Consider the following 20798-nt stretch of genomic DNA (forward strand, 5'->3'; position numbering starts at 1 on the left):
GAACGGAAAATGAATCAATTATTCTTTCCGATATACAAGGGGTTGCAAAAGCCCCTTGTATTTAAAGGTTTTAGAGGCAGATACATTTACTGGGCTATCGGATTTGTCGTTGCCGGAATAATCCTGACTGCTCTGATAGGGACAATATTCAATATTCTGTTCGGCGTACTGGTATTTGCTGTCGTGACAGGCGGGGGAATATTTTATACTTCTCAACGCCAAAAGAACGGTCTTTACGAAAAGACCCGTAACAATGCAATTTATGTATTTAAAGTTAACCTAAGAGGAATACGAAATGTCAAGAAAGAAAATATTTAAACTTCCTTACATCGGTATCGAAGATTCTGATGATGATTGCCACTTTCTTCAAGGCATGAAAGCTGAATCAAGTGCTATTATCAAGATTCAAAATCCTGTATTGCAATATTCTGCTGACCCAGACAAATACATGGCCTTTCATTACAGTATCCTTCAGGTCATTAAAATTATAGGAGAAGGCCACATGTTTCAAAAGCTGGATATCTTTTCCAAAGAATCCTATACTACAGGAATGAATTCAGGCGAGTTTCTTCAAAGACATTACGATGAACATTTTGAAGGACGGGAACACGCTGTAATTTACTCCTATATCGTGATAACAGTAAATGGACAACGGAAGCTGAACAGCAATGAAAATCAAAAAAAACAAGCTTCATTAAAAGAGAAAGTTGACAAAGTAATCCAGGTCCTTGACTCCTCCGGTTTTAATCCGACACTATTTCAAAAGAAGGATATTGATACTTTGGTATTACAACTCCTTTCGATGGACTTTAAGCGGTCGAATATTGCCCTGGACAACATTAAGCCCGATAATACGCATATCGGTATGGGTGATTATGCTGTAAAATGTCTCTCTCTGATTGATATTGACAGGATTGATCTTCCCGAACAGGTTTCGCCCTATGTCGAGCGTAATGACAACGAAGCAATCAAAGGTTTTCCGGTTGATACGATGTCTTTTCTTTACGGTACTCCTGATTATGACACAATTGTTTACAACCAGATAATTGAAATACCTAAGCAGGTTGCAGAAATCCAAAGGCTTCAGATTAAACGTAACCGGCATAATGGCATCCCTGATCCTGAAAATGATCTGGCCGTTGAAGATATTCAGCAGATGTTGGAAGACGTGGCCAAAAACAACCAGCTGGTTGTTAACAGTCACTTTTCAATATTGGTAAAAGCCGAACATAAAAATTTGAAAAAAGCGGTTAACTCAATTGAAAACGCTTTGTTCCTGCAGGGGATCATCCCGTCAAAGAACAGTTATAACCAGCTGGAATTATTCAGGGCTGCATTGCCTGGAAATGGTGTTGAACTCCAAAACTACGACAAGTACCTCACTACATCAGACGCAGCACTTACATTCCTTTTTAAAGAAGCCCTGCCTGTTTCTGAACCGGCTCCAAAAGGATTTTCTATCCGCTTTACGGACAGGCAGGGCATTCCGCTTTCTATTGATCCGGCTGATCATTCACGGGATATTGGCCGGATTAATAACCGAAACAAATTTGTTCTTGGTCCGTCCGGTTCCGGCAAAAGTTTCTTTATGAATGCTTTGGTAGAACAATATATGCTCTACAATATGGATGTTGTAATTGTTGATACCGGTGATAGCTATTCCGGTATATCATCCTATTTCAATGGTAAATACATTACCTGGAAAGATGACAAACCGATTACAATGAATCCTTTTATCATCAACAAACAAGAGTACAACCTTGAAAAGAAGGATTTTCTGGTTACGCTTATCGGCTTGGTTTGGAAAGGTGCCGACGGACAGCTCTCACAGGTTGAATCTGATGTTATAAGTAACGTTGTCAGCTCCTATTACGAGAGCTATTTTAATGGCAATGATGAAGATTGGATTTATAATGCACCGATAAAGGAACTGGAAGAACATTTGCAAAACAATGGTTCTGATATTGCGCCACTATTTGAAGAAGCAAAAACAAGCTTGCTTAACAACTTTTCAAAGTACAATTGGAACAATGAGGATTATTACTCAGTACTTGGGGTGAACTACGGTGCAACTGCAGCTGAAATTAAAACTTCGTATCGAAAATTAGCTAAAAAATATCACCCGGATAAGAATGGTGAGAGTTCAGATGACATCCAGTTCCACCGGATTTCAATTGCATACCAGGTGTTATCAGATCCGAACCAGAAAAAAGGTTACGACCTTGCCCGTAATATCGATAAGGTTTCTCTTTATGATGATGGTTTGAATTTGGATCAGTCAGATTCCGTGGAACTCTCAAACATTTATCACGGAATACTGAAAAGGGAAACAATAAGTATGGCAAAACATTTTAATGTCCAGTCCCTCAGTTTTAATACATTTTATGACTTCTCTCTTTTTATGATCCCAAGGATTATTGACAAAGAAGAAATATCGTTTGACTTTAAAACCTTTCGCTACGTGCTAAGAAAATTCTATCGCGGTGGAGAATTTCAAAGCATATTAAACGAACAGGCTGACAGTAGTTTGTTTGATGAACGATTTATCGTTTTCGAAATTGACAATATTAAGGAGCACAAAATTTTGTTCCCGATTGTCACGCTGATAATTATGGATGTTTTTATTCAGAAAATGAGAAACCGACACCAACAGCGGAAGACCCTTATAATTGAGGAGGCATGGAAAGCAATTGCAAGCCCGTTAATGGCAGGTTACATTTTGTATTTGTACAAAACGGTACGGAAACACAATGGTGAAGCAATTGTTGTCACTCAGGAGCTGGATGATATTGTTGGAAATGCAATTGTAAAAGATAGTATCATCAATAACTCTGACACGATTTGCCTTTTGGATCAAACAAAGTTTAAAGATAACTACGATGCTGTATCTGCCTTGCTTTCTATAAACCAGGTCGAGAAACGAAAGATATTTACGATCAACAATCTTGACAATAAAGAAAACCGGCCGATCTTCAAGGAGTTTTACATGCGAAGAGGGGCCATTGGTGAGGTGTACGGTGCTGAAGTATCTTTTTTTCAATACCTCACTTATACTACCGAAAAACCTGAAAAGCTGGCCGTTGAAACTTACGTTAGAAACTTTGGCAGTTATCCCAACGGCCTTGAACACTTTTCAAAAGACCTGAAAAGAAGTGGACTATCTACTTCGGCCTTTTTCACATTTATTAATTTGATTGGTTGCCCCGTTAACGAGAGTGCATTCAGTTTTTTAAAGGCTTACCAAAGCAAATTTGGACATCTCGCAGTAACCACACTTGGAAAACATCTGGCTAAAAAAGAAATCGATATTTCACAGATTACCGGAGGCAGCAATCAATCTGCATAACACTCTTGATTTTTCACACTTCAAATTTTCAACTCATGAAAAAACATCTGTTAATAGTCTTACTGTTGGGGCTTGTGAAGTTTTTAAATGCCCAGACAGTATATATTGATCCTATTACAACAGCAGCAATGGCGACTTCCGCAGCACAACTGAAAGCTGAGCAGAACAAAACGAATCAGAATCTTTCTTCTATTGCTGTGGCACAATCAACGATTGCTGTTCAACTGGCAGCTGCCAAAGAATTACAGGATAAGATTCTAACCGGATTAACATCTGTTTCTGATCTTGTAAAGGATGCGGTTACCGTGAAATACATCATTGCCACAACCGAGGATATTGTCTCTGAAATTTCAGAGACGACAGTGTTGGCTGCCAAAAATCCTGAGTACACGGTATTTGCCCGAAAAAGTGCCAACGCTTTTTACCTCCGTGCAACCCGGTTGAGTGCTGAAGTTACAAGTGTCCTCACCGGCGGCACAACAAATATGATGGATGCCGGAGACAGGCAGCAATTACTTAACCATATCTATTTCGAACTTCGTGTATTGTACGCAGAGGCTTTCAGTATTAAATATGACATCAAATGGGCTGTTCAAAAAGGCTTTTGGAATAGTATCAGCCCTTTTTCGTCATGGGTGAATACTGACAAACATTTAATGGACGAAATAATGGGAAAGATGAAAGGAATTTAGCGATGAAACAAGCATGTAGAAAATTCACATTCAAGAGAATTATTAAAACAAGCGAATTGCATACGACACCTTTGAAAACAAACAATTTTAATGAGATGAAATACATTATTTGTTTTATGCTGGTTTGGGTTGTTGTCCCAAAACCTAAAGCCTTTAGTGGTGGATTTATAAACTACTTCCACATACATGAATTGATTAAGGAAACAAGAGCTGAAAATACCCGACAAAAATCTATCAAAACAAAACAGACAGCCGTTTGGGCAAATGAAGAGAATAATAAGAAACAACTTGGGTACTTTCAGGATAAATACAGGACGGTAAAATCCCGCCTCAATTCCCTTGGGATCATCATTGATGCTGCAACATTCTTGTCTGAGGTTATTCCATTACTAAACTCAATCAAGGAAACCCAAGGCAAAATTGTACAATTGGTTACGGACAACCCTGAATTTGCGCTTATCGCCGCTAATGGAGAAAAAGCTTTTATCGATAAAGCAGAATCTGTTGTCCGGCTCTATACCGGATTATCTGTTTCAGTCGGTGAGCTGAATAAAATGGAAATTGCTGACCGAAAAATGCTGCTGGATTTTTCATTAGCTGAGTTAAGGAACCTGGACGGCCAGGCTTTTCTTTTGTTAGCGTCCTTGCGCCAAATGTCGATGACAAAAGTTAATCCACTTTCTTTTACCTGGGTAAACCAGGATAAGCAAATAATTGAAGAGATACTTACCAATGCTAAAAGCCTTTAAAATGAAAACGATATTTTATATTTTACTTCTTTGTATCTCCATACTTCCTTTTTGCAATGCCCAGCAGATTGTTAGCGATCCCGGGCATACACTTAAAGTGGTTATTAATAACGGCTATAGGGTGGTAGCAGAACGAAAACTGGAGAACGAGACTCAGACAATAAAATCCAATACCAATAAAATCAGGGATAATGTTGCAAAACTGCTTGCAGCAAAGGCTCTTATCTATAAGTCACTAACCGAGGTTAACGAAGTAATCAAAGATGGTCGCGAAGTTAAACATATTGGAACCCTTGTTACAGACATCTTTGAGCTCTCAACAAGTATTACAGGAACTGTATTTACGAATCCAGAACTTGTATTGGTCTCCAATAAGGCAGTATCGGATATGAAAACTCAGGCAATGGAGCTTTATGGTGAGATTGCCGGATTCATTGCCAGAGAAGGGAGGGATGCAATGATGGACGTGGCAAAAAGGGATGAGCTACTTAGGTCAGTCACGCTGCGTTTACAAATAATAAGAGGTGTGCTATACGGGCTTGAAAGAAATCTGTACTGGGCTGGGGTGTTTGGCACATGGAACAGTATTAATCCTTTTGCTTCGTACATAAGTTATGACAAACTACTCATTGAGGATATCATGTTTAACCTTCAAACTATTAAAGAATGAAATACTTAACTGTTATGTGTTTTGTTATATTGTGCCTCATTGCATCCAACAAAAGCTATTCTCAAACGATAATTCAGGATCCCCATGTACAGGCACAACAAGATCGAATGGTTGCTACCCAATGGGGTAACTGGCTTCCAAAACCTAAATATTTCCTGGGTATTCAAACGAATATTCATTATACACTGACCTGGGGGATCCTTGCCCCAAGCAGGAACCGAAGTTATAAAAGAGGAGCTGATATCAGGCCGCTTTCTGTTACAGGGGAACAAACTCAAAGAATGGCACTCAATGAAAAATTGAAAGGAATTAATAGTGCCTATAAGACAATAGCTGATTCAACCGGCAAAACAGCATTATCTGAACTGCAGTACAACTCCGGACTTATTTCGGAAGGTGATCCGATGTGGCTCATTTATTATAAAAAGGAACTAAAACCGGTAACCAATTACAATTTGAATGAAGCTGTGGCAACCTTAAGTAATGAAGAACTGAGCAGTATGATTGATTGTGGTACAATAGAGTGGTACGATAATGAAATGCTGCGTCTGAAGGAGAGGCTGAATTCTATTTTAACTTCCAATATGGAACGCAGTAGCCGGATAATGGCTTACCACAGAATCCTGTTGGAATATCGGTTGGTTGGTAATAAATGGAATAGCAACATAGAAACGGCAAACTTTTCTTTGGAAATCAGCGATGGCAAGGGAAACTTGAGTCCGGTTATTAGCGGAGATGCTGCTACCGGATTTAGTCAATGGGATTCGGATTCAGATTATCGCATCATGGAATCAATCATGTTAAACACCAAAATAAAATAGTTAAATGAAACGAGCATAACAAAAAGCCTTTTATTACACAGGAACATGATAATGCGAGTTACATGAGTTACCTAAAAAATAAACACTTATAAACGAATGAAACGAGCATGAGAAAGTCATTCACACATAGGCGAATGATTATACCATGCGAGTTCCATCTGTTGCAAAAAATAAACAATTATAAACAGATGAAATACATAAAATTCCTTCTTGGAGGGCTGCTTTTCGCAGTCCTTTTTTTATGCAATCCGGTTGACTCAAAAGCACAAACAACGGATGATGAAGTCGAAAATGCTGTAGATTTTTCGCAGGGAAAGAAAATCTATGAAGACTGGTTTATGGAATCTTTCCGCACCAATATGAAACAAAATATATGGTACAACTTTGACAGTTTTATCCTGTTTGCCAAAGTAATTGGCTGGTTGATGACCATTCTGTTTTTCGCTCAGCGAGGGTATGAAATGATGACAGGAGCAAAACAATGGGAAATTTTACCATTGCTCCGCCCTTTTGGCCTTTTCCTTATCATTACTTTTTGGGGGCCTTTTATTTCTTTTCTTTCATTACCGGGAGACCTTATGGCGGACGCTATGTGGGAAAAACAAGCAACACAACAACAACTTGTAAATAACCTGAGGATAGAAAGGGAGAAATACGCCTATAACCTGGCACAAAACATTTTTCAAAAAACGGCGGAGGTTGACGTTGCAACGGAACAAAGTAAATCGACTTTTCAGAAAATGCTCGATAGCGCAGGAAAGGCTGTTATGGATGGACTGGAAGCGGTTATGACACCCTTGTTTACACTGAAAGCAATGATGAATAACGCTGCAAACCGTATTGTCGGCACTCTCCTTGAATGGCTTTCATTACTGCTATTGCGACTTGCTACCTACCTGGTTATTTCCATGCAGCTCATTTATTCGGGTATTCTTATTATGCTGGGTCCAATCTCGGTAGCTTTAAGCATCTTTCCATTGTTTCGCGATAGTTTTGCTGCATGGATTTCGCGATTTATCTCAGTTAGTCTTTATACAACAATTGCCGAGATTATAATATTTATTGGAAGTCGTTTACAACAGTTTGCCTTAGAGTCTGAGATCAACAGGTATAAAGAAATCGTTGATTCAGATGGATTATTACTATCTGCAGAAAAATTAATGTACCTCATGGGAAGTAACCCCATTGGATTCGGAACAGTAATCCTGACATTTCTGATTACTGCCATTATGCTTTTTACAGTACCATCAGTTTCAACATGGATCGTTTCAACAAGTGGAGTAGGCTCTGCCATATCAACTATGGGAAGAGCAGCACCTGCAGTTGCCAGAAGCAGTAAAAGCGCAGCTTCATCTGCTGCCAGAAAAATAGTTACAAAAGGAATCTAAAAACTTGAACAATGATTATTAAAAATATTGAACAGAAAGTAAAGCTTGCAAAGTTACTTTCCATACTCTCATTTACTTTCTCCTTTGCAATTGTCATTCTGATGATGATGTTTCTCTCTAAACAGCTTTCAGAGTCCCGAAAATCAATTTATATCCTGGACAAAGACATTCCAATTCTTGCAAAACAAACGGATGAAAGTGTAAACCGTCCGGTTGAATATAAGGCACATGTCAATGTGTTTCATAGCCTGTTTTTTACACTTACACCGGACAATAAATACATTGAATACCAAATGAAAAAAGCAATGTACCTCATAGATGAGTCGGGTATTCAGCAGTACAATAACCTAAAAGAAAAGGGACTGTTTAATCAGATCCTTTCATCATCGGCAGTACTTACCATTCAAACTGACAGCATCTTCCTGGATGTTCCGGCCAAATTTTTCAGATACTACGGAAAACAAAGGATCGAACGTAAATCATCAATCGTTGTCAGATCGCTGATAACAGAAGGATATTTAAAGGATGTTCCGCGAAGTCAGAATAATCCTCATGGCGTATTGATTGAGCGGTGGAAAACAATAGAAAATAAAGACTTAAAAAATGAAGCTAAAAACAATTTTTAAACTGGAATACTGGGAGAAACACCCGAAAAAGGCATTTTATATAATGTCAATGATCCTGGTTCTATGTATTGTGATTTCTACATCTGTTAGTGTGATCCAAATAACCAATAATCGTAAACAGGGAGTTAATGGCTTTAAACAGGAACTGAAAGATGGTTTTTCGGTGATTAAAGATGATTTTTCACAAGGAACCATTCACTATGACCATTACCAACAGTGTAAGAAGCTCGAATCCCAAATAGATTCTCTGCTAAGTAAAGAAAAGCTCAGCTTGGCCGATAGCATTCAAATGGAGAAAATATTTGAGGAGCTGGAAATATTGTACAAAGACTTAAATAATGAGTAGCTATGAAGGTAAAATTTAATCAAAAGAAATACATATATCCGCTTTTTGTTTTTCCATTCATCTTTCTGATGTTTTACGTCTATAATTCACTTGGACTTAATACGAAGGAAGAAAAAGCTGTTGTCGCCGAAGGGCTACAGGGGCGATTATCCGATCCTTCACAACAAGTTGTGGAATCCAACTTAAAGGATAAACTAACTACATACCGCGAAAATTACAGGAATGCAGAGGGCTATACAGCTATCCAAAGCCTTTCATACGAAAAGCAGGAAGCTGATACATTTGAAGACTTATATTCCATTCAGGAAAAAAGACGGCTCGACAGCCTGGAAGCTGTATTAAAAAGCCAGCTCTATACATCAGATATCGATAAAGGTTCCGAGAATCATTATAAACCGGAACCGCTTAGTGAATCAGATCAGGCACTTTTGGATTTGATCAATTCTGCCAATCAGGAAAATATCGATCCCAGTCCAGATGACGCTCCAAACCCTCCACCAGAAGAAGATCCAATGGAAACAATGCGTCAGCAAATGGCGTTAATTGACAGTTTCCAGAATGCCAGCAATCCTGATTTTATAGAAGAACAAAAACGAATCGCAATTCAGGAGGCTCTCGAAAAACAACGGCTGGAATTTTTGGAAAGAAAGTCTCAGGTGGAAGCGGCAAACAATGTGAGCAGTGAGTTTAACACGCTTAAGCCGACAAAGGATAAATCGTTCATTAAGGCGATAATTGATGAAGATATAACCGGGTATGCCGGTTCCCGGATTCGGATTCGTTTATTGGAAGATATTACAGTTTCCGATCAGCTGATAGAAAAAGGGACTTGTTTATATGCCCTTATAAATGGTTTCTCCGCTCAACGGGTTTCATTAAATATCAGTACGGTAATGCTTAACGGTAATATATATCAAATTAACCTCGATGTTTACGACATCGACGGATTAAAAGGTCTGTATGTGCCGGAATCTGCATTCAGGGATTTTACTAAAGATCTGGGAACCCAAACACTACAAGGAGTAAATGTCTCAACAGGTGATGGTGCCAACGACCTTCTTATGTCCGGTGTCGGAAGTATGTTTCAATCTACTTCCCAGGCAATTGCCAAAGCTATCCGTAAGAACAAAGCAAAAATTAAAAATTCCACCCATATTTTTCTAATCGATAGTCAAGAACTAAATAACCAATACAAATAATGAAAACACTATATTTTTCAATTTCACTTTTCTTCATCTGCTTCATTGTCAATGCTACAGATATACCCAAAGAAGATTTACCGGTTATTTCAATAACTACCGGGATTTCTGTTCATTTTATTTCGCCGGAACCCATTCAATTTGCTGACATTTCTACTGATGCTATTGTGGGAGATATTCCGGTTGACAATGTGCTCCGCGTTAAAGTACTTTCTGATTCAATTGCAAGTCAGGTTGGTGAAACGGTAGTTACGATTATCGGACAATCGTTTATTGCACAGTTCAACCTGAAATATGTCCCGGAAGATCTTTATTCGTCCACCACAACCCGCATTGATATTCTTCCTAAACATATGAGTCCACTGGAATTCCCGGAGATAACAATGACATTCAGGGATATGAAAGAAATCTCACGAGATATTGTTATTGGCAGAAGACCGGCATTTAATAATGTGATGAGTAAAGCTTTAGGAATGAAAGCGACTTTAAATAATATTTATGCCGTTGGGGACTACGTTTTTATCGATGTTTCATTTCGAAACCGTACACGGATTAAATACGATGTTGATCAGTTTCGTTTCACCATCCGCGATAAACGCATTACCAAAGCAACGAATGTACAGGATCTGGAAGTCCGGCCAGTCTTTTCACTGTATAACAACAGCTATTTCAGAAAGCGTTACAGAAATGTCTTTGTTTTTCAAAAGTTTACTTTCCCGGGAAACAAAGTTTTCACCATTAAGCTTGATGAGAAGCAAATTTCCGGCAGAACGATTGAGTTAAATATTGATTACCGTGATTTACTTCACGCCGATACCTTGTAAAATCCTCAAAGTACAGACCATGAAAAAAACAGTATTCATTCTTATCTTATTCATCACAGCTTTCAGTAATGCAAGGTCACAGGAAGGATGCACATATTTAATGTTGAAAGCAGGTCCCGTGTACGAAAGTGCCTGGACTGGTACCGTTGGAGTTGATTTAAATACGAAGTATCATAACTCTGCAGAGCTATCCTTTTCCTACTACAAGGCTGATCATCAATCTTACGACAATCTGTTAGTTGGAATGTTCTATAAACCCGTACTGGCGCGAAGTCGGAATACAACTTTTAAGTTCAGGCTTGGTTCACACATCGGGACAGACAACTCTGATTTTATTCTCTCAACCCTCGGAGGGATCGAGTTTTTACAATCCCTTGCTCCTGGTTTCGATTTGATCATTTCGAATACCAGCGGCTACTACTTCTGGGCACGCAATCATTGGCGTGTGTCTGTTGAATTTGGGTTTCGGATTTCACTTTAATATAAGTTATGGAAGAAAGTCGTGAACTGCAAAAGCTATACAGCTTTATGCAAATGGCTCTGTATAGTATTGTAGTGTTGGATGTGATCCTTAACGTGCTATTTACTGAATCAATCTGGCACCAACTGATGCTTTTGTTTGAAAGGCTTAAGATGATACCTCTTTTCGATAACCCAATCTATACCAAGCTATTGACGGTGATCGTAATTCTACTTGTGGGGATAGGGACGAAAGCTAAGAAGAATATTGAACTGAATCCCAAGACTCAGATTTTTATTCCGCTGGCTTTAGGACTGGTATTAATTTTTACCAGTCCTTTTTTATTGCCCAGAGCCGGGGATTTAAGTCTTAAGCAAATCTTTCCTCATACAAACTGGTATGGTGCCGGTTACATTTTCCTTTCCTTTTTTGGTGCAATTATTACCAATACGGCTGTCGACAATGTTTCTAAAATGGTCAAATCAGGTTTGGGAAAAGATAAATGGAACATCGAAGGAGAATCTTTTATGCAGGATAAAACCAAACTGGAAACCCCAACCTCTTTAAATATACCAATGGTATTCTATTTCAAAGGGAAAGTGCATAAGGGATTTATAAACATCAATCCTTTTAGGGGAACTTTTGTAATCGGCACACCTGGTTCAGGGAAAAGCTTTGGCGTTATTAATCCTGCCATCAGGGAATTTATACGAAAGGGTTTTACCATGTGTCTTTATGATTTCAAATACCCTGATCTTGGGAAAATTGCCTATTACAATTACCTCTTACAAAAGAGAAAGGGAAGACTAAAGAATTACCAGTTTCATGTTATCAACATTGATGATATTTCCAGAAGCTGCCGGATAAATCCGTTGGCTCCACAATATGTTCAAACCTTAGCCGCTGCCCAGGAGATATCAGAAGCATTAATTGAAGCACTGAAAAAAGGGGATAAGACCGGTGGGGCTGATCAGTTTTTCACGCAATCCGGTGTCAACTTTCTTGCTTGTAGTGTATACTTTTGGGCGAAGCATAACGATGGGAAGTACTCCAGTCTGCCGCATATCATGGCCTTTCTTAACCATTCGTATGAAGAGATCTTTACGGTTCTGCTTACGAATCCAGAATTGACCAGTCTGCTGTCTCCATTTATGAGTGCCTTTAATAAAAAGGCATTCGATCAGCTGGAAGGTCAGATCGGCACCTTAAAAATCTTTCTTTCACGCCTGGCCACAAAAGAGTCATTCTGGGTATTTTCAAAAAATGATTTTAACCTGAAAATATCAGATCCGTCGAACCCTTCTATCCTGATCCTGGCGAACAATCCATCAACACAAAGTATTAATTCAGCGCTTTATGCACTTGTCATTAATCGTATTACCCGTCTGATAAATGATAAAGGCAATTTGCCTACTTCAATCATTGCTGATGAAGTTCCGACGCTCTTTATTCATCGGATTGAGAACCTGATTGCCACGGCACGAAGTAATAAAGTCGCAGTTCTACTGGGATTACAGGAACTCCCCCAGTTTAAACAACAATATGGCCGGGAAACAGCCGAAACAATTACATCAGTAATCGGAAATGTTCTTTCCGGTTCTGTCCGGGACAAAGGGACATTGGAATGGTTGGAAAGAATGGTCGGTAAAATAAAACAAACCGGTAATAGCCTGAATGTTGATCATGCCAGAGCAACAATCGGTATGACCGAGCGACTGGATGCACTTATCCCTGCAGGGAAAATTGCTTCTCTGAAAACAGGGCACATGATTGGCATGATTGCGCGTGATGCAGACGACAAAACAGATTTAGGAAAAGGCTATGTCCCTTCTGCAATTAACTGCAAAATCAACCTGGATATGAAAGCCATAAAAACTGAAGAAGAAAACTATCCTGAAATGCCTGTTTATTACCATTTTAAAGGTGATAAAGACAAGTTCCTGCTTCGGAATTATGAGAAGATTAACAAAGAAGTTGAATTCGTAGTTAACGACTTAATGTATACCTCATGAAACTTCTCCTGTTTTTGTCTTTTTCCCTTTGTTGCCCATTTATTGCAAAAGCTCAGAGTTTTAACTCTGTTTCGAAAGAAAAGCAGTTCAAGACAATTCAGTTGGTTCATTCTAAAACTGAAATACCAAAGGCCGGGGCCGATACTGTTCCGTTTTTACAATCGGTTTCTGATACATTGAGTGTCTATGCTGCCACGATTGATATTCGCGGATCTGTGTTGTTTTCCCCTCCATTACGTCACCTGGACGTTACTTCCGGATTTGGATACCGGTTTCATCCAATTCTGAAATCTCAAATGTTTCATTCCGGTATCGACTTCCGGGCGCGTAATGATACGGTGTTTGCTGTTCTTGCAGGTATCATTACTCAAAAAACAGAGTCGCCCGGTTACGGAAAGCGTATTAACATCTTTTTGGGTAAGCAGTATGAGTGCTTATATGCCCACCTGTCTCAGACCTTTGTTCACAAGGGCGAATGGGTTGAACCGGGACAAGCAATTGGAATAACAGGAAGCAGCGGACTTAGTACAGGAGAGCATCTGCATTTTGAGGTTACAAAGGCCGGAAAGCCTGTTAACCCACTCCAATTTCTTGCAACGCTTACAAAATATTATAAACATCTTGAATATGCTGGAAAAGAAAAACTGTCATTCGTTTATGATGAATGACAAGATTGAACTTAACGGTAAAGGCTTTGAAATTACAGGGCTCTTACCTAACCGGAAAGTACAGGTCACCAATACAGAAAATGGAAGACTGACAACGCTTTCCCCTTCCGATTTGCTTTATAATTCCCTGATGGATGCCAAGCTTGAGCAAATCAATAAATCGATTTCGAATAAACCACTTAAACGTTAATGTTATGACAAAATTTAAACTGGAAGAAATACCGGTAGATGATATGCAAGCCCTTGGCCTGCAAGATGGACAGAACTTATTATTGGATAATACCCAGCTGGAACATTTACTTTCGGGAAATATTACCCAATTCGTTCAGCTGAACAATGTCAAAATTGAAAATGATAATAAGGTTTCTCTTGATGCAAAACTGTCATTGAGAAGAAAACCGGATGGTTCTGCAGGTTTGTTTATCCATCCAATCTATAAGGATTTGAAACAACATCCGGATTTATCGCCGGAAGAAAATCAGGCATTTGCTAAAGGCGGTGTTTATTCCAAAACTACTGCGGCCTACGGTAAGATTATTTCGCATGGTGAAGCTCCTTTTGAATTTGATGAAGGCAATAAAGAGAGCTACTATGTTGAGCTTGAAAAGCAAAATGGCGAAAAGAAATTTGTTTGGGGAATAGGATTAAAAAGTGCTCTTGAAAGCTCCGGGTATAAAATCGATGATCAGGTGCAACTTTCTGTTACCGGAAAAGAACTGGTTAAAACCCAGGATAAAAAGGGAAACTGGATAGAAGCCGAACGCCTGGGATGGGATATTCGGACAATTGAGCAGTCGAAAAAAAAGGAACATGCTGTTATTTACGAATACGATCCTGAAACAAAAAGCTTTGTTAGCTTGCCGCAGGAGTATGTAAAACAAATTGAGGAAATAAACGGAATGCCGTTAACCGAAGAGCAGAAACGTAGATATAAGGAAGGGAAAAAGGTTACACTTCCTGACGGAACATCTGTTCAGGCATCCCCCGCTTCAACGGATTTAATACGCTCTGATAAAAATTTACTGATCCTTTCAATGGTCCTCGATGGCGGCTTGTCTTATACGCTTTACCGGGGTGTAAAAGCCATTGAAAACAAAGGCAAGAAAATGCAGCAGCGCGAGAACGAGTACTCGAAAGGTTATGAGGATGCTTTGAAAAAAGTACAAACCGACCTGGAGCGTAAACAGGCCAGATTTCCGAATGACAAAACGATAGCTCAGGATATAAATATCGTGAAACAGGAAAGTACACGCATTTCGCCATCGAACACTGTTGGACGAAATATTGAAAGCAATGGTGTTAACGATCCGGAACTGGTAAAAGATGCCCGTGAGCGCAATCAGAAAAATCAAACTACTGGTTCCGGCATCAATAAAGAATCTGCTGTAAACAGGGAAAATACCGGAACAAAACAGAAGCGATGAAACTGGAACAGTTTGGTTTTTCTTTCGAAACGGTTTCGTTTTTTCGTGGCTATTTTACCGAAGAAATGGACAAAATTGTTTTTCCTAATGGAGAGATTTTATTCCCGGATGGGAAACTAAATCTTTCTCCGTTTGGTAGTTTTTTGATGGATCATGTCAATCCTTCAATTACCAAAAACGTCATTGTGTTTCATTCGTTTCTTGAAATGCTGTCTTTTTACCAGGTTCAGAAAAAAACGGCTGAAAATTCCGTGTTGATGGTTGCCGGATATTTGTGCGAGAATATACCGGTTCCTAATCCGGTTGCACGTTTTTCCCTTGCTTTTGGTAATTCTTTTTTTGGCCGGGTAAGTGATATTCGCATATCCTGCCTTATTGATGGTTCATTGCCCCATATTCTTATTAAGGATGAATCCCTGTATGTGGAACATGGAAAGTATACGGCAAGCATGCCATTGGATAAGTTATCACTTTCCCGGTTTTATACACTTTCCGGGTTCCGTTCCAAAACCCGGACGTTTAAACCTAAAAACGAGGCTCTTTTTTGCCGGTTAATAAACAAAACTATTCGCTTATGAAGTACTTTCTGCTTTTCCTGTTTCTGGTTGTGCTTTCCTGTAACAGCAAGCAGTACATGAAAGCCGGAACGATTTCTCTGATGTTATACGTTTACAATGATCCTGATGACAATCTGTTTGATTCTTATGAAATCCCGGTCTCTGATTTGTATTTCTACTGGGACCGGTTTATTGAAAAGGTTCCCGATATGCCAGGATTTGTGCTTATCTCGGATGGCACTTATTCTGTTGTCCGTGATCTTTCCAATTTGGACGATATTATTTCTAACGGCTCATTGATAAATAAATCGTTTGGTGCTGCATTTGTTGATACGGTTTTTCCCAATTATACAAATCGAATTGATCTGGCAGATACCGTGTTTAATGGACTTTCTTATAAACGGGTTCGGATTGTTACTGAAGAAGATTACTCCATATTCTACATTAATGAAACCGATACGGTTTTGCCTTATTCACTATCAAAACAATTTGATGTCGATTATGACGGGATTTTAAGCCGAATCGACTCTTATAATTATTATTCCGGCAAATTCTATTCTTTGCGTATGTCGTTCAAACCTGAGCTTCCCGAGACCATTTATGAAACTTTTAAATCGTACTAACATGGGGAAATTTCGTGATGGTGCCGGTGATGCTGAAATTTTGGCTTCATTGCATCCGACAAATATTTATGCAGTGTCCAGAATACTGCCGTTTCTTCTGTTATTGGTTGTGTCAATTGCATTGGCCCATTACTTTCAACCGGCCTTCTACGGATTGGCTTATCTGCTTGCAATTTGGACATGGTGGAGATTCCTATCGGTCATTTTTATAAACTACATTCTGACCCGTGAGCTGATTATCGTGAGAAAAGGAATAATTGCCCGTTCTTACAATAGCCTTGAGTTGTTCCGGGTTAAAGATTATAATGTTGAGCAATCCTTTTTTATGCGCTTGTTTGGGATTATGTCGGTTCGGCTGTATACCACTGACCTTACTACCGATACGCTTGATATTAAAGGTGTACCGCTTTCTAATATTACGGCTCAGATTCGTGACCTGGTGCAGGAGGCGCGTATTAAAAACCGGATTTTTGAAATCAACTGAATGAATCCATTTTTCTGAAAACACTTGTTTAATTTCTTTTTGTAAATCTTTAAATTCCTTATTATGAAATATCTATTTTCTTTTTTGCTTTTGGCGTTGGTTCTTTTCTCGTGCTCTAACGACGATGAGTATACCAATGAACAGACCCTTAAAATTGTAGTTGAATATTCAGGCGATCTGGATATGTTTGAGGGAATGATTGTGTTATCTGCTGATAGAGGTGCTGATATTACCGGCTCTGATAATTTGGTTCTAACAGATGGTGATCAGAATGTGTATTCGACAGGATATATCCCAATTGATAACGATACGCAAGAGTTTTATACTGAAGGAGCCGAAGCTTTTACAGCTGCATTTTATGTTGATGTGCTGGATGGCCTTTCGGAATCTGAACCTGCTTCATTGTCTGCAGACGTTTCATTTTTTATTGATAATAAGCTGATCTCGATTACTTCTTTTGAGGTGTTTAATGGCAGTGATAATACCAATTATTTTTATTATAAACTCGATGCTCTATTAGGTAAAGCTTATGTGTTTAATACTTATATTGCAGGTTGGAATGAGCTTTAACCTGTTTTTCCTTTGGCTGACGGACAGGCTATCTACTATATCAAAATCAAACCCGGCTTATTTTTCTAAATTATACTTGGGCTTTCTTCGGCAGCCTACGCCATTAATAAAAATATAGTCGGTTCTTTCTTTTAATGCCGTTCCTATCCTTGTCAGAAACCCACCCACCCTTTTGGCGGTATTTTTATTTATTCCTTTCTGCCAGGCCTCTTCATTCCTCTGAACTTCTCCCATTCCTGTTACCAGGAGGGAAAGCCCGTTGCATTCAGAAGCCCGTCAAAACCCACCGACACACATTTTTAAAAGCGCAGACAGTTCCACGAGCTCCACTCTCCACTTTCTTTTAAAAAAGAGTGTCTTTTTTGCCTACCCTAAATAAAAATGGATTGTTGGCCCTTTTAAGAATTGTGCGACCGATGATGTTGTTTCTCAATATTGGTTGTCGTTTTGACAACTATTTTTATCTCTGCAACAAATCAAATGGTAGTGAATTTTTAAGTAAGATAGAATGAGAAAAATCGGTCTCAAAAGTAATTATTGGTGAGCGTGCATTAAATCTGAAAATGGTTAAGAACCCCCATGATAAAGTTAATATTCCGTATTCCTTGTTGCTTTGAGATAAACTTATTAAAAAAGTAAAGAGCCATTCAACAATGGCTCTTTTTACTAATGTTAACCCCCAAACACACGTCGGGAAGAGCTCCCGACATCCTAAAAGTAGTAATTACTTTTTTGTCTTGCAAACATAATTATCTGAGAGTATATTTTTTATGCAATTGTTTCATCCAAAGCTTTTCCTGCTTTGAATTTTACAACCTTTTTGGCCGCTATCTGAATCTCTTTCCCCGTTTGTGGGTTTCTTCCTGTTCTTGCTGAACGTTCAGAAACTGAAAAGGTGCCAAATCCGATTAACTGGATGCTTTCACCTTTGCCTAATGTTTCTTTTAAAGTTTCTTCAAAGGCTTTTAATAACTTGTCACTGTCAGCTTTTGTTAAACCTGACTTTTCGGCCATTGCCGATACCAATTCTTGTTTATTCATAATTATGTATTTGTTTACCCTACAAGTATAAGAATTTTAAAACATGAATCTTTTGGTCCTCAAATCAATTTTTCTTTTTTAACAAAGCCCACCCACCCTTTTAGCGGTATTTTTATTTATCTCTTTCTGCCAGGCCTCTTCATTCCACTGCACTTCTCCCTTTCCTGTTGCCAGGAGGGAAAGCCCGTTGCATTCAGAAGCCCGACAGAACCCACCGGACACACATTTTTAAAAGCGCGGACAGTTCTGCAGGCTCCACTTTCCACTTACTTTTAAAAAAGAGTGTCTTTTTTGCCTACCCTAAAATAAAAATTTAGAGTTGACCCATTAAAACATACGACTAAAGAAAAAATTAAAATGAATTCAAAATGAAAGAGTTAAAACAAATTCCCTATGACGAGCTGGTTCAGATGAATCAAAATGGACAGATCGATGATTTACAGTTCCTCTTGGCACAAGAGGACTTAGCTGATAGCTTTTTAGCTGAAGTTAAAAATCCAAACCCGGATAATGCCAGAGAATGGCTCTCCAATTATGAAAACGAAAACCTTTACACCTAAACACTATGGCTGATTATAAAAACGGTGGTGATAAAGCCTTAGAGGTTTTCGCCGACCTAATGATAAAAAAGATTGAAGAAGTTGCTAACGATTGGAATCAACCATGGTTTACGAGCCGAGGTGTTGGCATGCCGGAAAATCTTTCTGGGCGTACCTACGATGGGGTAAATACGATGATGCTTTTTCTTTTAGCTGAAATGAAAGACTATACAGTTCCGGTTTATCTGACCTTTAACCAGGCCCGGGAACAGGAAGTTCTGGTAAATAAAGGTGAAAAATCATTTCCGGTGGTTTATTGGAACTTTATGGTCACAGGCGACGACAAGTCTGTAAAGGGAGAAAAAATCTCCTTAAATCAGTATAATCGGCTTTCTGAAGAGCAAAAAGAGAAATATAAGCTTATTCCCTTTCTTAAAAAGTACAATGTGTTTAATGTAGAGCAAACCACATTCCCTGAGAAATTCCCGGAACGTTGGGAATCTTTAAAGAACAAATTCAATGCGAAAGAGCTTAAAGATGAAAAAGGAATGCTGTGTTGCCCGGCTGTTGACACAATGCTGGATAAACAAAACTGGGTTTGCCCAATTAATGTTGAGATTTCAAACAGGGCTTATTATGCTCCAAAGAATGATAAAATTACGGTACCGGCAAAAGGTCAGTTTGTGTCGGGTGAAGCATTCTACGCCGTTTTACTACACGAAATGGCGCATTCTACCGGGCATTCTTCACGACTTAACAGGAATATAAAAAATGCGTTTAGTGACCCAATGTATGGAAAGGAAGAACTTATTGCAGAATTAACTTCAGCAGTGTGTTGTAAAAGCCTGGGAATTACTTCCGGCATTCAGGAAGAAAATGCGCAGTATTTGAAGTCCTGGCTCGGAGCTTTAAAAAAGGAACCGAAATTCATTTTATCGGTTTTGTCTGATGTAAATAAAGCTTCTACAATGATTAGTGATGTCGTTTTGAAACAAGAGGTTTCTAAACAAATTAGTACTGAACATTCTGTCAAATCTCGTCGATGAACAATATTCTTTTTGTAAGCTTCCCGTTTTCATCAGGCAGCATTAATGTAATTCGGTCTTTGCAGCTGGATGATTTCTGGAAAAAGCAGATCTCAACCTGTAGCATGAATAGTCAACTTTGGTACCGAGAGAACTCTCTTTAGTATCAATAAATAAATTAATGAGCAAATCTGGGTATGAACATTGAATACGTAAAAAAGATTACCGGCATAAACCAAGAAAAAACACTCAGAAAATATCTGAAGATTGTTGAAGATATGGCAGATTCCCAAATGGACAATACCTGAGATAAACTTTAAAAATCTTTAATTTTATTTATTTTTCTTCACTTTTTTAGTGAACTTTTCAACAATTTAATACTTTTGCACAAAATTTAGATAATGGAAATCGAATTTGAACAGGATTATCTAAGAGAACTTTATGAAGAAGGAAAGGCGAAAGGAAAAAAACACCGGTTCCAACCTTCAATCGTAAAGAGATATAAGAGCACTGTCGATACACTAAGGGTTGCAAAACGCATCGAAGAACTATTTCTATTCAGAAGTTTGAATTATGAGAAACTAACCGGTGATAAAAAAGGACTTGAATCAGTTAGGGTAAATAAACAATACAGAATAGAATTCCGCACTAGAACAGAGGGTGAAGAACCCGATATTATAACTATTTGTTCCATAGTTGAACTAAGCAATCACTACAAGTAAAAAAACTTAACG

23 protein-coding genes and 1 pseudogene are annotated in these 20798 nt (G+C 38.7%); 23 read left to right on the forward strand and 1 reads right to left on the reverse strand.

Features of this window, described 5'->3' with window-relative positions:
* Nucleotides 1-9 precede the first annotated feature (9 nt).
* The 20 genes from ACRD6K_RS08790 (at nucleotide 10) to ACRD6K_RS08885 (ending at nucleotide 17459) form a co-directional block, all read left to right on the forward strand.
* The gene (locus ACRD6K_RS08790; protein WP_133465309.1) at nucleotides 10-318 is read left to right on the forward strand and encodes a DUF4133 domain-containing protein; all 309 of its coding nucleotides are present in this window, start codon (nucleotides 10-12) and stop codon (nucleotides 316-318) included.
* Nucleotides 296-3346 carry a TraG/VirB4 family ATPase gene (locus ACRD6K_RS08795; protein ID WP_430972952.1) on the forward strand — a complete coding sequence of 1017 codons (3051 nt, stop codon included), beginning with the start codon at nucleotides 296-298 and terminating at the stop codon, nucleotides 3344-3346. The genes ACRD6K_RS08790 and ACRD6K_RS08795 overlap by 23 nt, the downstream gene beginning before the upstream one ends.
* A gap of 35 nt (nucleotides 3347-3381) precedes the next feature.
* Nucleotides 3382-4038 (forward strand): hypothetical protein, encoded by a 657-nt coding sequence (locus tag ACRD6K_RS08800; protein WP_133465307.1) that lies wholly within the window; start codon nucleotides 3382-3384, stop codon nucleotides 4036-4038.
* A 95-nt stretch (nucleotides 4039-4133) separates the two neighbouring features.
* Nucleotides 4134-4787: a hypothetical protein gene (locus ACRD6K_RS08805; protein ID WP_430972953.1), complete on the forward strand. Its 654-nt coding sequence runs from the start codon at nucleotides 4134-4136 to the stop codon at nucleotides 4785-4787.
* A 1-nt stretch (nucleotide 4788) separates the two neighbouring features.
* A complete protein-coding gene (locus tag ACRD6K_RS08810) occupies nucleotides 4789-5457 on the forward strand; it encodes a hypothetical protein (protein ID WP_430972954.1) in 669 nt (222 codons plus the stop codon).
* A complete protein-coding gene (locus ACRD6K_RS08815) occupies nucleotides 5454-6278 on the forward strand; it encodes a hypothetical protein (protein WP_430972955.1) in 825 nt (274 codons plus the stop codon). The genes ACRD6K_RS08810 and ACRD6K_RS08815 overlap by 4 nt, the downstream gene beginning before the upstream one ends.
* 188 nt (nucleotides 6279-6466) lie before the next feature.
* Nucleotides 6467-7666 (forward strand): TraJ family protein, encoded by a 1200-nt coding sequence (locus ACRD6K_RS08820; protein WP_430972956.1) that lies wholly within the window; start codon nucleotides 6467-6469, stop codon nucleotides 7664-7666.
* Between the two features lie 11 nt (nucleotides 7667-7677).
* Entirely contained in the window at nucleotides 7678-8292 is a 615-nt protein-coding gene (gene traK / locus ACRD6K_RS08825; protein ID WP_430972957.1) for a conjugative transposon protein TraK, read from the forward strand.
* A complete protein-coding gene (locus ACRD6K_RS08830) occupies nucleotides 8270-8638 on the forward strand; it encodes a hypothetical protein (RefSeq protein WP_133465301.1) in 369 nt (122 codons plus the stop codon). Before traK ends, ACRD6K_RS08830 begins: the two co-directional genes overlap by 23 nt.
* A gap of 2 nt (nucleotides 8639-8640) precedes the next feature.
* Nucleotides 8641-9837 (forward strand): conjugative transposon protein TraM, encoded by a 1197-nt coding sequence (traM, locus tag ACRD6K_RS08835; RefSeq protein WP_430972958.1) that lies wholly within the window; start codon nucleotides 8641-8643, stop codon nucleotides 9835-9837.
* On the forward strand, nucleotides 9837-10661 hold the full coding sequence (gene traN, locus ACRD6K_RS08840) for a conjugative transposon protein TraN (RefSeq protein ID WP_430972959.1): 825 nt from the start codon (nucleotides 9837-9839) through the stop codon (nucleotides 10659-10661). Before traM ends, traN begins: the two co-directional genes overlap by 1 nt.
* A gap of 19 nt (nucleotides 10662-10680) precedes the next feature.
* Nucleotides 10681-11142: a hypothetical protein gene (locus ACRD6K_RS08845; protein WP_430972960.1), complete on the forward strand. Its 462-nt coding sequence runs from the start codon at nucleotides 10681-10683 to the stop codon at nucleotides 11140-11142.
* An 8-nt stretch (nucleotides 11143-11150) separates the two neighbouring features.
* The gene (locus tag ACRD6K_RS08850; RefSeq protein ID WP_430972961.1) at nucleotides 11151-13133 is read left to right on the forward strand and encodes a type IV secretion system DNA-binding domain-containing protein; all 1983 of its coding nucleotides are present in this window, start codon (nucleotides 11151-11153) and stop codon (nucleotides 13131-13133) included.
* Nucleotides 13130-13801, forward strand: coding sequence for a M23 family metallopeptidase (locus ACRD6K_RS08855; protein ID WP_430972962.1), 672 nt, complete (start codon nucleotides 13130-13132; stop codon nucleotides 13799-13801). Before ACRD6K_RS08850 ends, ACRD6K_RS08855 begins: the two co-directional genes overlap by 4 nt.
* On the forward strand, nucleotides 13791-13991 hold the full coding sequence (locus tag ACRD6K_RS08860; protein ID WP_430972963.1) for a hypothetical protein: 201 nt from the start codon (nucleotides 13791-13793) through the stop codon (nucleotides 13989-13991). Before ACRD6K_RS08855 ends, ACRD6K_RS08860 begins: the two co-directional genes overlap by 11 nt.
* Before the next feature lie 4 nt (nucleotides 13992-13995).
* On the forward strand, nucleotides 13996-15225 hold the full coding sequence (locus ACRD6K_RS08865; protein WP_430972964.1) for a DUF4099 domain-containing protein: 1230 nt from the start codon (nucleotides 13996-13998) through the stop codon (nucleotides 15223-15225).
* Nucleotides 15222-15803: a ubiquitin family protein gene (locus tag ACRD6K_RS08870; protein ID WP_430972965.1), complete on the forward strand. Its 582-nt coding sequence runs from the start codon at nucleotides 15222-15224 to the stop codon at nucleotides 15801-15803. The genes ACRD6K_RS08865 and ACRD6K_RS08870 overlap by 4 nt, the downstream gene beginning before the upstream one ends.
* Nucleotides 15800-16405, forward strand: coding sequence for a hypothetical protein (locus ACRD6K_RS08875; RefSeq protein ID WP_430972966.1), 606 nt, complete (start codon nucleotides 15800-15802; stop codon nucleotides 16403-16405). Before ACRD6K_RS08870 ends, ACRD6K_RS08875 begins: the two co-directional genes overlap by 4 nt.
* A gap of 1 nt (nucleotide 16406) precedes the next feature.
* The gene (locus tag ACRD6K_RS08880) at nucleotides 16407-16889 is read left to right on the forward strand and encodes a PH domain-containing protein (RefSeq protein ID WP_166642923.1); all 483 of its coding nucleotides are present in this window, start codon (nucleotides 16407-16409) and stop codon (nucleotides 16887-16889) included.
* A 63-nt stretch (nucleotides 16890-16952) separates the two neighbouring features.
* Nucleotides 16953-17459: a beta-barrel fold lipoprotein gene (locus ACRD6K_RS08885; RefSeq protein WP_133465291.1), complete on the forward strand. Its 507-nt coding sequence runs from the start codon at nucleotides 16953-16955 to the stop codon at nucleotides 17457-17459.
* Between the two features lie 768 nt (nucleotides 17460-18227).
* On the opposite strand, the pseudogene ACRD6K_RS08890 reads toward ACRD6K_RS08885, so the two are convergent.
* Nucleotides 18228-18515 (reverse strand): annotated as a pseudogene (locus tag ACRD6K_RS08890) (HU family DNA-binding protein); the annotation flags it as partial.
* Nucleotides 18516-18868: 353 nt separating this feature from the next.
* On the opposite strand from ACRD6K_RS08890, the gene ACRD6K_RS08895 reads away from it, so the two are divergent.
* The 3 genes from ACRD6K_RS08895 to ACRD6K_RS08905 all read left to right on the forward strand — a co-directional run bounded on the left by ACRD6K_RS08895 (nucleotide 18869) and on the right by ACRD6K_RS08905 (nucleotide 20786).
* Nucleotides 18869-19060 carry a hypothetical protein gene (locus ACRD6K_RS08895; RefSeq protein ID WP_133465289.1) on the forward strand — a complete coding sequence of 64 codons (192 nt, stop codon included), beginning with the start codon at nucleotides 18869-18871 and terminating at the stop codon, nucleotides 19058-19060.
* A gap of 5 nt (nucleotides 19061-19065) precedes the next feature.
* Nucleotides 19066-20085 carry an ArdC family protein gene (locus ACRD6K_RS08900; protein ID WP_133465288.1) on the forward strand — a complete coding sequence of 340 codons (1020 nt, stop codon included), beginning with the start codon at nucleotides 19066-19068 and terminating at the stop codon, nucleotides 20083-20085.
* Between the two features lie 380 nt (nucleotides 20086-20465).
* Entirely contained in the window at nucleotides 20466-20786 is a 321-nt protein-coding gene (locus ACRD6K_RS08905) for a type II toxin-antitoxin system RelE/ParE family toxin (protein ID WP_133465287.1), read from the forward strand.
* Nucleotides 20787-20798: the final 12 nt, after the last annotated feature.

Origin of the sequence: Sunxiuqinia rutila, from assembly GCF_050589705.1 — a bacterium.
GTDB classification, from domain to species: domain Bacteria; phylum Bacteroidota; class Bacteroidia; order Bacteroidales; family Prolixibacteraceae; genus Sunxiuqinia; species Sunxiuqinia rutila.